The organism is Bacteroides sp. AF29-11, assembly GCF_003602895.1.
Taxonomy (GTDB): domain Bacteria; phylum Bacteroidota; class Bacteroidia; order Bacteroidales; family Bacteroidaceae; genus Bacteroides; species Bacteroides uniformis.
Genome location: NZ_QTLY01000004.1, coordinates 402,077 through 414,741 on the forward strand (window position 1 = coordinate 402,077; position 12,665 = coordinate 414,741).

Sequence of the window (12,665 nt, forward strand, 5' to 3'; positions counted from 1 at the left end):
ATGGCCAAAAAAGTAGAAACTGTCAGCTTGATAGATACATTTTCGGAATTTAAGGAACTGAAGAATATCGACAGAACCACGATGGTAAGCGTACTCGAGGAGTCGTTCCGTAGTGTGATTGCGAAAATGTTCGGTACCGATGAGAATTACGACGTAATTGTAAACCCGGACAAGGGTGACTTCGAAATATGGCGTAACCGTGAGGTAGTGGCAGACGAGGATTTGGAAAACCCGAACCTGCAGATTGCATTGTCCGAAGCACAAAAGATTGATGCTTCTTATGAAGTGGGCGAGGAAGTGACGGATGAAGTTATCTTCGCGAACTTCGGTCGCCGTGCCATCTTGAACTTGCGCCAGACACTGGCCTCCAAGATATTGGAACTGGAGAAAGATAGTATTTACAACAAATACATTGATAAAGTGGGTACCATCATCAATGCGGAAGTCTACCAGATTTGGAAGAAAGAGATGCTGCTGCTCGATGATGAAGGCAACGAACTGTTGCTGCCCAAGACCGAACAGATACCGAGTGACTTCTACCGCAAGGGCGAGACCGCCCGCGCCGTAGTGGCACGTGTGGACAACAAGAATAATAATCCGAAGATTATCCTGAGCCGTACGTCGCCCGTCTTCCTGCAACGTCTGTTCGAAATGGAAGTACCCGAAATCAATGACGGACTGATTACCATCAAGAAGATTGCCCGCATCCCCGGCGAGCGTGCCAAGATTGCCGTTGAGAGCTACGATGACCGTATCGACCCGGTAGGTGCCTGCGTGGGTGTGAAGGGTAGCCGTATTCATGGTATTGTCCGCGAGCTTCGCAACGAGAATATCGACGTTATCAACTATACGTCCAATATCCAGTTGTTTATACAGCGTGCCTTGAGCCCTGCCAAAATTTCTTCCATCCGCTTGAACGAGGAAGAACGCAAGGCTGAAGTGTTCTTGAAACCCGAAGAGGTGTCGCTGGCTATCGGTAAAGGAGGTTTGAATATCAAGCTTGCCAGTATGTTGACTGAGTACACCATCGACGTGTTCCGCGAGTTGGATGAGGCCATAGAGGATGAAGACATCTACTTGGACGAATTCCGTGATGAAATAGACGGTTGGGTTATCGATGCCATCAAGGCTATCGGTATCGATACGGCTAAGGCTGTGTTGAACGCTCCCCGTGAGATGTTGATTGAGAAGACGGACCTCGAAGAAGAGACGGTGGACGAGGTATTGCGCATTTTGAAACAGGAGTTTGAAGAGGAGAATGAATGATTTACGATTTTACGATTTACGATTTACGATTAGAGTTTGATTGTAAATGTAAGTCGTTCCGCTCCGAGTATTATCAATCGTAAATCGTAAATGGTTAAATCGTAAATAGAAAAAATTGATGACGATAAGGTTAAACAAAGTAACAAGAGATTTAAATGTAGGGATTACGACGGCTGTCGAGTTCCTGCAAAAGAAGGGATTTACCGTTGAGGCAAATCCGAACACAAAAATTACGGATGAACAGTTCGAACTGCTCAAAAAGGAGTTTAGTACAGATAAGGACCTTAAGATAAAGTCGGAGCGTTTCAGCCAGGAACGTCAGAGCAAGGACCGCAACAAGGCGTCCGTGTCTATTGACGGCTATAGGGAAACGCAGGAGAAAGCGAAGCCCGAAGAGATTAAGACGGTTGTTCCGGAAGACGCACGTCCGAAGTTCAAGCCGGTAGGCAAGATTGATTTGGACAAACTGAACCGTAGACCTGCTCCTGCTCAGGAAAAAGAGAAAGAAGCGGAAAAAGCGGTAGAGGAGAAGAAGGTGGAGGAACCGGCAGTTGTAGAAACGCCGAAACCGGAACCTGCTCCTGCTCCCCAACCGGAACCACAGCCGCAACCGGAGGTACAGCCGGCATCTGAACCCGAGCCGCAGCCCGTTTCGGAACCGCAGCCACAACCCGTTGTCAAGGAAGAACCTGCTCCGGTTGTAGAGGCTCAACAAGAATCTAAAAAGGAAGAAATGATAGAAGCGCCTGCTCCCGCACCGGCAGCTGAAGAAGCACCGGTTGAAAAAGAGGGGAAAGAAGAAGGAGAAGAAATCTTCAAGATACATCAGCCTGAGTTTGTTTCGAAGATTAATGTTATCGGACAGATAGACTTGGCGGCCCTGAACCAATCCACACGCCCAAAGAAGAAATCGAAAGAGGAGAAACGCAAGGAGCGTGAAGAGAAGGAAAAGATTCGTCAGGATCAGAAGAAGCAGATGAAGGAAGCTATCATCAAGGAAATCCGCCGTGATGACAGCAAGTTGAAGGATACCGCTGCCGGCGATGCCAACGGCAAGAAGAAACGTGTCCGTATCAATAAGGAGAAAGTGGACATCAACAATGCTTCCAACTTCCAGCGTGGTGGCAACGACCGTGGACACGCAGGTGCCCAGCAAGGTCAGGGTGCCCGCCCGCAAGGTGGAAACCAGCCTGGTGGAAACAATGCCAATAATAACCGCAACCGCAATAAGGACCGCTTCAAGAAGCCGGTCATCAAGCAGGAGGTTAGCGAGGAAGATGTAGCAAAGCAGGTAAAGGAAACTTTGGCACGCCTCACTTCCAAAGGAAAGAACAAAGGTGCCAAGTATCGTAAGGAAAAACGTGACATGGCTTCCAGCCGTATGCAGGAATTGGAAGACATGGAAATGGCAGAAAGCAAGGTACTGAAGATTACGGAATTCGTGACGGCCAACGAGTTGGCAAGCATGATGGATGTTTCTGTTACTCAGGTCATCGCCACTTGTATGAGCATTGGCATGATGGTATCCATCAACCAGCGTCTGGATGCCGAGACCATCAACCTGGTGGCTGAGGAATTCGGCTTCAAGACAGAATATGTAAGTGCAGAAGTGGCGCAGGCCATCGTAGAGGAAGAGGATGATGAGGAAGATTTGGAACCTCGCGCTCCGATTGTAACGGTGATGGGTCACGTAGACCACGGTAAGACTTCATTGCTCGACTATATCCGTAAGGCGAATGTGATTGCCGGTGAAGCGGGTGGTATCACACAGCACATCGGTGCCTACCACGTGTCGCTGGACGACGGACGTAAGATTACATTCCTCGATACTCCGGGCCACGAGGCGTTTACCGCCATGCGTGCCCGTGGTGCCAAAGCTACGGATATTGCCATCATCATTGTGGCTGCTGACGACAACGTGATGCCGCAGACAAAGGAAGCCATCAACCATGCCATGGCTGCGGGTGTTCCTATTGTATTTGCAATCAATAAGATTGATAAACCGACTGCCAATCCCGACAAGATTAAGGAAGAGCTGGCTGCCATGAACTTCTTGGTGGAAGAGTGGGGCGGTAAGTATCAGTCGCAAGATATCTCTGCCAAAAAGGGTATCGGTGTACCCGAGTTGATGGAGAAAGTGCTGCTCGAAGCAGAAATGCTGGAGCTGAAAGCAAACCCGAACCGCCGTGCTACCGGTTCCATTATCGAGTCCTCATTGGATAAGGGTCGTGGCTATGTGGCTACGGTACTCGTTTCCAACGGTACCTTGAAAATGGGCGACATCGTGCTGGCGGGTACCAGCTACGGTAAGGTGAAGGCTATGTTCAATGAGCGTAACCAACGCATGCAGGAGGCTGGTCCTTCTACACCTGCCCTGATATTGGGCTTGAACGGTGCACCTGCTGCTGGCGACACGTTCCACGTAATCGAAACGGAGCAGGAAGCACGCGAGATTGCCAACAAACGCGAACAGTTGCAGCGTGAACAAGGTTTGCGTACGCAGAAGATGCTGACGCTCGACGAAGTGGGCCGCCGTCTGGCGCTGGGTGACTTCCATGAGCTGAACGTGATTGTGAAGGGTGACGTGGACGGTTCTGTGGAAGCGTTGAGCGACTCTTTAATCAAGCTGTCTACGGAGCAGGTGCAGGTAAACGTAATCCACAAGGGTGTCGGTCAGATTTCCGAATCGGATGTCTCGCTGGCTGCCGCTTCGGATGCGATTATCGTCGGTTTCCAGGTACGTCCTTCGGGTGCTGCCGCCAAGATGGCAGAGCAGGAGGGTGTGGATATCCGCAAGTACTCCGTCATCTACGATGCCATCGAAGAGGTGAAGGCTGCCATGGAAGGTATGCTGGCACCGACATTGAAGGAGCAGATAACGGCAACCATCGAGGTGCGCGAAGTGTTCAACATCACGAAGGTGGGACTGGTGGCAGGTGCCATGGTCAAGACCGGAAAGGTGAAACGCAGCGACAAGGCCCGCTTGATACGCGACGGTATCGTAATCTTTACGGGTGCCATCAATGCCCTGAAGCGCTTCAAGGACGACGTGAAAGAGGTAGGTACCAACTTCGAGTGCGGTATCAGCCTGACAAACTGCAACGATATCAAGGTGGGCGATATTATCGAATCTTACGAAGAAATAGAAGTGAAGCAAACATTATAATTGAATAATGTGCAAATATGCTAATGTGCCAATTGGCTGCGCGTACAGAAAATGCCGCAGGGCAATTGGCACATTTTGCATATTAGCCATTTGCTCATTGACCCATTAGCATATTGGCACATTAGCATATTGTCACATTGGTACATTAATTTTATGGCAATTATAGATATCATCATATTGGCTGCTTTCGGCTTGGGCGCAATCATCGGCTTCATGAAAGGTTTTGTGAAGCAATTGGCCTCTCTGCTGGGGCTGATTGTCGGTCTGCTGGCGGCAAAGGCTTTGTATGCCTCATTGGCAGTGAAGCTGTGCCCCACGTTGACAGACTCTATGACAGTGGCGCAAGTACTGGCATTTGTCTTCATCTGGCTGGCTGTTCCTTTGCTCTTCTCCCTGGTGGCTTCTCTGCTGACCCGGGCAATGGAGGCCGTCTCGCTGGGCTGGCTCAATCATTGGTTGGGGGCTGGTCTAGGGGCTTTGAAGTACCTCCTGCTGACGAGCCTGCTGATTGGTGTCATCGAATTTATAGACGGAGACAATACGCTGATTAGCAAAACAAAAAAGAAAGAATCAGTGTTATATTATCCTATGGAAGAGTTTGCCGGGATATTCTTTCCCGCAGCAAAGGCGGTTACGGAGCAGATTGTAAACGGAGACTTTGACTGATACCGTGAACCGTGATTTTGTAATTCATAATTTGTAATTATAGAAGTAATGCAACAAGAAGAACCCAATAAATATGTAAAGGAACTCACTCAGGAGAAGTATAAGTACGGTTTCACGACCGACGTGCATACGGACATCATTGAGCGTGGGCTGAATGAAGATGTAGTGCGGCTTATCTCTGAGAAGAAGGGAGAACCGGAATGGTTGCTGGAGTTCCGCCTGAAGGCATATCGCCACTGGCTGACATTGGAGATGCCTACATGGGCACATCTCCGCATTCCCGAAATAGATTATCAGGCCATATCCTACTATGCCGACCCTACGAAGAAGAAGGAAGGACCGAAAAGCATGGATGAGGTAGACCCTGAGTTGATAAAGACTTTCAATAAGCTGGGCATTCCGCTGGAAGAGCAGATGGCGTTAAGCGGTATGGCTGTGGATGCCGTTATGGACTCGGTGTCTGTAAAGACTACCTTCAAGGAGACGCTGATGGAGAAAGGAATCATCTTCTGCTCATTCAGCGAGGCTGTACGCGAGCATCCCGACTTGGTACAGAAATATCTCGGTTCGGTGGTGCCTTATCGTGACAACTTCTTTGCGGCACTGAACTCGGCGGTGTTCTCCGACGGTTCTTTTGTCTATATCCCGAAGGGGGTACGTTGTCCGATGGAGTTGTCCACCTATTTCCGCATCAATGCCCGCAATACGGGGCAGTTCGAAAGAACCTTGATTGTGGCGGATGATGATTCGTACGTTTCTTATCTGGAAGGGTGTACGGCTCCGATGCGTGACGAGAACCAGTTGCACGCGGCCATTGTGGAAATTGTGGTGCACGACCGTGCAGAAGTGAAATACAGCACCGTGCAGAACTGGTATCCCGGTGATGCCGAGGGCCGGGGTGGTGTCTATAACTTTGTGACGAAGCGTGGCCATTGTAAAGGGGTGGACAGTAAACTGTCTTGGACACAAGTGGAAACAGGTTCGGCCATTACCTGGAAGTATCCGTCTTGCATCCTTTCCGGCGACAATTCGACAGCGGAGTTCTATAGTGTGGCAGTAACCAATAACCATCAGCAGGCAGACACGGGAACAAAGATGATTCATCTGGGCAAGAATACCCGGAGCACCATTGTGAGCAAAGGCATTTCTGCCGGAAAGAGCGAAAACTCTTACCGCGGCTTGGTGCGCGTGGCACAGAAAGCGGACAATGCTCGTAATTACAGCCAGTGCGACTCCTTGCTACTTGGTGACAAATGCGGCGCGCATACTTTCCCCTACATGGATATTCACAATGAAACGGCCATCGTGGAGCATGAGGCCACTACCAGCAAAATCAGTGAGGACCAGATATTCTACTGCAATCAGCGCGGTATTTCTACGGAAGATGCCGTGGGGCTGATTGTGAACGGTTATGCCAAAGAAGTTTTGAATAAACTTCCGATGGAGTTTGCCGTAGAAGCGCAGAAATTGCTTGCCATTTCGCTGGAAGGAAGCGTGGGGTGATTTATAAATAGTAAATTGTAAATAGTCAAATAGTAAATATAAAGATGTTAGAGATAAAAGACCTGCATGCCAGCATCAATGGCAAAGAAATATTGAAAGGCATCAACTTGACCATACGTGATGGAGAAGTACATGCACTGATGGGACAGAACGGTGCTGGTAAAAGTACGTTGAGTAATGTGTTGGTTGGCCATCCTGCTTACGAAGTGACGCGCGGCTCAATTACCTTTAATGGCAAGGACTTGCTTGCCATGAGTCCTGAGGACCGTGCACATGAAGGAATCTTTCTTTCTTTCCAGGCTCCGGTAGAGATTCCGGGCGTGTCGATGGTGAACTTCATGCGTGCGGCTGTGAATGAGCAACGCAAGTACCGCCATCTGCCTGCTTTGTCGGCCAGTGAGTTCCTGAAGCTGATGCGCGAGAAGCGTGCCATTGTGGAGTTAGACAACAAACTGGCCAACCGTAGCGTGAACGAAGGTTTCAGTGGCGGTGAAAAGAAGCGTAACGAGATATTCCAGATGGCGATGTTGGAACCGACTTTTGCTATTCTGGACGAGACGGATTCCGGATTGGATGTGGATGCCCTGCGTATTGTGGCCGACGGTTTCAACAAACTCAAGACTGCGGAAACCAGTGCTATGGTCATTACCCACTACCAGCGATTGTTGGACTATATCAAACCCGATACGGTACATGTACTGCTGGGTGGACGTATCGTAAAGACCGGTGGACCGGAATTGGCGAAGGAGATTGAAACACGTGGCTTCGATTGGATAAGGAAAGAAGCAGGTGAATTATAAACTCATAATCTGAAAACATGAGTGTAGAGCAACAATACATAGACCTTTTCTCCCAAACGGAGGCGATGATATGCCGGCATAGTGCCGAGGTGCTGAATGCGCCGCGTGCCGCTGCTTTTGCTGACTTTGAGCGCTTGGGCTTTCCCACCCGTAAGGAGGAGAAATACAAATATACGGATATCAGCAAGTTCTTTGAGCCGGATTATGGCTTGAACTTGAACCGGTTGGAAATTCCGGTGAATCCTTATGAAGTGTTCAAGTGCGATGTTCCCAATATGAGCACTGCTCTTTATTTTGTGGTGAACGATGCTTTTTATGGCAGGGCTTTGCCTAAGTCCCATCTGCCTGAAGGGGTTATCTTCGGCAGCCTGAAGGAGGTGGCCGAGAAACATCCCGATTTGGTGAAGAAATATTATGGCAAGTTGGCTGATACGGCAGAGGATGGGGTGACGGCGTTCAACACCGCTTTTGCACAAGACGGCGTTCTGTTTTATGTTCCTAAGAACGTGGTGGTAGAGAAACCTATTCAGCTGGTGAATATCCTGCGTGGTGACGTCAATTTTATGGTGAACCGCCGTGTGCTGATTATTCTGGAGGAGGGTGCACAAGCCCGCTTGTTGGTGTGTGACCATGCGATGGACGGCGTGAACTTCCTGGCAACGCAGGTGATAGAAATCTTTGCCGGTGAGAATGCCATTTTCGATTTTTATGAGCTCGAAGAGACACACACCAGTACGGTACGTATCAGCAATATGTATGTAAGGCAGGAAGCCAATAGTAATGTATTGCTGAATGGTATGACCTTGCACAACGGAACTACACGGAATACAACCCGTGTGACGCTTGCCGGTGAACATGCGGAGCTGAATCTGTGCGGTATGGCCATTGCAGACAAGAATCAGCATGTGGACAATCATACGACAATCGACCATGCCGTGCCCAACTGTACCAGCAATGAGCTTTATAAGTATGTCCTTGACGAGCAGGCTGTAGGTGCCTTTGCCGGTCTGGTTTTAGTGCGCCCTGACGCACAGCACACCAGTTCGCAACAGACCAACCGCAATCTTTGTGCCACCCGAGATGCACATATGTACACCCAGCCTCAGCTGGAGATTTATGCAGATGATGTGAAGTGCAGTCACGGCGCTACGGTGGGGCAGCTTGATGAAAGCGCTCTCTTCTATATGCGGCAGCGTGGTATCCCGGTGCGCGAGGCGCGCCTGCTGCTGATGTTCGCTTTTGTCAACGAAGTTATCGACACCATCCGTTTGGATGCTTTGAAAGACCGTCTGCATCTGCTGGTAGAGAAGCGTTTCCGGGGGGAACTGAACAAATGCCAGGGGTGCGCCATCTGCAAGTGATAGCTTATAATTTCGATTCATTATGAACAACGATATAAATAAGAGTAGTATCTTGGCTCCCCTCCCTATGGGAGAGGGGCTGGGGGAGAGGCTTCGAGCTGATTTCCCTATCCTTTCCCGTGAGGTATATGGCAAGCCGTTGGTCTATCTGGACAACGGCGCGACTACGCAGAAACCTCGCCAGGTAGTAAATGCCATTACGGACGAATATTATTCGGTGAATGCCAATGTGCATCGCGGAGTGCACTTCCTGTCGCAGCAGGCTACAGAGCTGCACGAGGCCTCGCGTGAGACGGTGAGACGTTTCATCAATGCCCGCAGCACGAATGAGATTGTCTTCACCCGTGGTACGACGGAGAGTATCAACCTGCTTGTCTCCAGCTTTGGTGAGGAATTTATGCAGGAGGGGGATGAGGTGATTCTTTCTGTGATGGAACACCATAGCAACATTGTTCCCTGGCAGCTGCTTGCCGCCAAGCGTGGAATTACCATCAAGGTGATTCCGATGAATGACAAGGGCGAACTCTTATTGGATGAATATAGGCAGTTGTTCTCCGAACGTACCAGGATTGTCAGTGTGGCGCATGTTTCCAATGTGCTGGGTACGGTCAATCCCGTCAAGGAGATGATTGCTTTTGCCCATGAGCAGGGTGTTCCGGTGCTTGTGGACGGTGCCCAGTCCATTCCCCACATGCCGGTAGATGTGCAGGATCTGGATGCCGATTTCTTCGTTTTCTCGGCTCACAAGGTGTATGGTCCTACGGGGGTAGGGGTGCTTTATGGTAAAGAGGAGTGGCTGGATAGAATACCTCCCTATCAGGGCGGTGGAGAGATGATTCAGCATGTATCTTTTGAAAAGACTACCTTCAATGAATTGCCCTTCAAGTTTGAAGCCGGTACGCCGGATTATATCGGTACTACCGGACTTGCCAAAGCTTTGGACTACGTTTCGCTGGTTGGGATGGACAAGATTGCCGCCTATGAACACGAATTGACCCAGTATGCCATGCAACGGCTGAAAGAGATTCCCGGTATGCGTATCTTCGGCGAGGCAGAAGAGAAGGGTAGTGTCATATCGTTTCTGGTAGGTGATATCCATCATTTTGATATGGGTACATTGCTCGACCGTCTTGGCATTGCCGTACGCACGGGACATCACTGTGCCCAACCATTGATGCAGCGTCTTGGCATCGAAGGAACAGTGCGTGCATCTTTCGGGCTTTACAATACCCGGGAGGAGATAGATGTGCTGGTGGCAGGTATAGTTCGTGTCAGCCGGATGTTCTGACCAAAGCAAAGCTTTGCAACCTTTCTTTCATTCCTTGCGTCTAATATGTCAACAACTAAAAAAATGAATTATGTTAGTAACAACAACCCCGACTATTGAGGGTGGACGTATCACCCGCTATTATGGCATCGTTTCCGGTGAAACGATTATCGGTGCCAATGTATTCCGCGATTTCTTTGCCAGCATCCGCGACGTGGTGGGTGGGCGAAGTGGCTCTTATGAAGAAGTGCTGCGCGAAGCTAAAGATATAGCCTTGCGCGAGATGCAAGAACATGCCCGTGCTATGGGTGCCAATGCCGTGATTGGTGTAGACTTGGACTATGAAACGGTAGGAGGCAGTGGCAGCATGTTGATGGTTACGGCATGCGGTACGGCTGTAACGGTGGAATAAGTTCGCTCTACTATATTACAACATAGGAAGATATAAGAAATGGCAACCCTGTGAATGGTTGCCATTTTCTTTATAAGGAGTATCTTTTATCGGTTATTTGTACCAATCCTTATAATCTGTTCCATTGGAATTGACCCAATCCATAAAATGTTCAAAGCTCTTGTCTATCGGGTGGGTTTCAGGAGTATTGAAGTTTGTGGCTCCACTTAGATGAATGGCAAAAGGATAGTTGCCATTGGCTACATAATAGCTTGTCGGTACAGAGGACAAATCCTCTTCGGTATGGAATAGAGCCATGTCTGCCTTTTCAGTAGGAGGATAGTTGACCAAATGCACTTCGATGCGTGATTCTTTCAATTCGTCATGTACCATGATGAATGGATTATAAGGGGGAATTCCAAGCGTTTCGTGTGATAGTGGAGTCTTGAAGGTGTTCTTTATCTTATATGTAGCGGTTTTTGTATTTCTCTCTGTTACATCGAGCGCACTTAGAAATACATTGACGGTAGCTTTGGAAAGGTCTGTATCCAGTCCTTGTCCGTTGAAAGTTGTGGGGGCTTCCAATATTTCAGTTGACATATTGCTGCGTTCTGTATTCAGTTGGTAAGCGAAACCATTTTTGAAAGTGGCACCGGACCAAAGCAACTCATAGGTGTCTTCTGTAGAAAGGACCTGATTGGCATCATTGAAGTTCAATACGGACTGGTATTTTACAATAACATCATTCAAGTCATAGTCACCCTTTCTGGGCCAATTATCTTCGAAAGCGATGATTCCTTTGTATTCCAGACTGTATTTCTTATCCTCGTTGCCACCGTCAGGTTTGATATCAGGAATATCCGGATTGATGATGGCTTCGATGGGGTTGGACCATACGTTGAATTGTATATCATTATAGTCTTGGTCTGTCCAATCTTCAAAGGACAATACGACAAAATCATCGATGCGGAATGCAGCTGTATGTGTACGGCCGTCCCCATTCAGCTTTGTAGTAGAGTAGAAAGGCTTATTGTTTCCGCCATAGAAGCTGTCATTCAATAGGAACCATCCGATTTTTACTCCATTGGGAAATACGGTGCCTTGGTCCACTCCGTCGGGGTCTATGTAATGAAGCTTTACACTTTCACCGCCTTGTAGTCCGGAAGCCTTTTTATTATAATAATTATCCATCAGAGTGTTTGGAAAAACAATGCATTTGGGGGCTTTTTTAATTTCACTTAAAGATGCGTCTGCCCTATAGCAATAATAGCCAAAGGCGCTCGCTGCACCGCTGGTTCCTCCAATTATCCGGATGGATACTTCCGCATTGCGCCCTTCCGGATCATTGATTTCAAAATCTATGGCTTGTCGGTATTGCTTAGGGCATGTGCCTCCTTCCTTCAAGGTCGTATTGATGATTGTCAATACATCACCGGGAATTGTGATTTTGTTGTCTGTGTCTAAATAATGAGGATATCCTTTGGAGCTCCATGTTCCTAATACATGGTATCCTTTGGGTGCCTGCCATCCCTCCGCCCGTGTTTGCGGATTATCATCGGTGGAATCCCATTTGATGTCGGCAGTAATGGCATCTCCTGCAATAACTGTTTTGAAGAGGGTGGGGACCCCTATATAAGAAGTATAGATATATGCTTCGTCCCCATGGTCCGAATTGATGATTTCCTTGCCGCTATATGCACCGTTACCGTCTGTCATGCGTCTGATGACCGGTTCCAGGTCTGTGCGTTTTATAATCTGGCCATCTTTGTCAATCGTGAACGGGTCTTCAAGATAGATTTCAAAAAGTACTTTATAGCCTTCGGGGACATCATACTTTACGTTTACTTGGATGGAAGATGTCGTAGAAAAATCAAAAGAGTTGGGAGTCTTCTCATCGTCTTTTCCATTATCGGGATTGTAGACGTCATGTTCGCATCCTATGGATAGGAATGCCAGCATAATGCTGCATAATGTCAAAGCCAGCATCTTGCATGTCAGGTTAGAATAGATTGGTTTCATAATGCCTTTGTTTTTAGCTTGTTTACTTGTTGCAAAGGTACTATAAAAGTTGTAATATATATCTATATGTGCTCTATTCTTCTCATTAAATACAAAAAATAGGTAAAAAAGGGTACTGCTTGTTGTTTTATTCGCCAGTATAAATACATGCTTGCTTGGATTTCTTTTCTTTTTCATTTGCTTATTTCGTTTCAAATCAATATTTTTAGGCTTTCGTTCAACCTTT

9 protein-coding genes are annotated in these 12,665 nt (G+C 48.1%); 8 read left to right on the plus strand and 1 reads right to left on the minus strand.

The window, feature by feature from the left end:
* The 8 genes from nusA to DWZ03_RS09170 all read left to right on the plus strand — a co-directional run bounded on the left by nusA (position 1) and on the right by DWZ03_RS09170 (position 10,441).
* Complete coding sequence (nusA, locus tag DWZ03_RS09135; RefSeq protein ID WP_005833693.1) at positions 1-1,266, plus strand: transcription termination factor NusA; 1,266 nt, start codon at positions 1-3, stop codon at positions 1,264-1,266.
* Positions 1,267-1,384: 118 nt separating this feature from the next.
* A complete protein-coding gene (gene infB / locus DWZ03_RS09140; protein ID WP_005833691.1) occupies positions 1,385-4,432 on the plus strand; it encodes a translation initiation factor IF-2 in 3,048 nt (1,015 codons plus the stop codon).
* Between the two features lie 153 nt (positions 4,433-4,585).
* Positions 4,586-5,098, plus strand: a complete 513-nt coding sequence (locus tag DWZ03_RS09145) for a CvpA family protein (RefSeq protein WP_117688914.1) — start codon at positions 4,586-4,588, stop codon at positions 5,096-5,098.
* Positions 5,099-5,146: 48 nt separating this feature from the next.
* Positions 5,147-6,601: a Fe-S cluster assembly protein SufB gene (sufB, locus tag DWZ03_RS09150; RefSeq protein WP_005824359.1), complete on the plus strand. Its 1,455-nt coding sequence runs from the start codon at positions 5,147-5,149 to the stop codon at positions 6,599-6,601.
* A gap of 44 nt (positions 6,602-6,645) precedes the next feature.
* Positions 6,646-7,401, plus strand: a complete 756-nt coding sequence (gene sufC / locus DWZ03_RS09155) for a Fe-S cluster assembly ATPase SufC (RefSeq protein ID WP_005824362.1) — start codon at positions 6,646-6,648, stop codon at positions 7,399-7,401.
* A gap of 17 nt (positions 7,402-7,418) precedes the next feature.
* Positions 7,419-8,762, plus strand: a complete 1,344-nt coding sequence (gene sufD, locus DWZ03_RS09160; RefSeq protein ID WP_022401832.1) for a Fe-S cluster assembly protein SufD — start codon at positions 7,419-7,421, stop codon at positions 8,760-8,762.
* Between the two features lie 67 nt (positions 8,763-8,829).
* The gene (locus DWZ03_RS09165) at positions 8,830-10,050 is read left to right on the plus strand and encodes a cysteine desulfurase (protein WP_120129688.1); all 1,221 of its coding nucleotides are present in this window, start codon (positions 8,830-8,832) and stop codon (positions 10,048-10,050) included.
* A 70-nt stretch (positions 10,051-10,120) separates the two neighbouring features.
* On the plus strand, positions 10,121-10,441 hold the full coding sequence (locus DWZ03_RS09170) for a heavy metal-binding domain-containing protein (RefSeq protein WP_005824368.1): 321 nt from the start codon (positions 10,121-10,123) through the stop codon (positions 10,439-10,441).
* A 93-nt stretch (positions 10,442-10,534) separates the two neighbouring features.
* Here the strand turns inward: DWZ03_RS09170 and DWZ03_RS09175 are convergent, their stop codons facing one another.
* Entirely contained in the window at positions 10,535-12,616 is a 2,082-nt protein-coding gene (locus DWZ03_RS09175; protein WP_016272032.1) for an LruC domain-containing protein, read from the minus strand.
* Positions 12,617-12,665 lie beyond the last annotated feature (49 nt).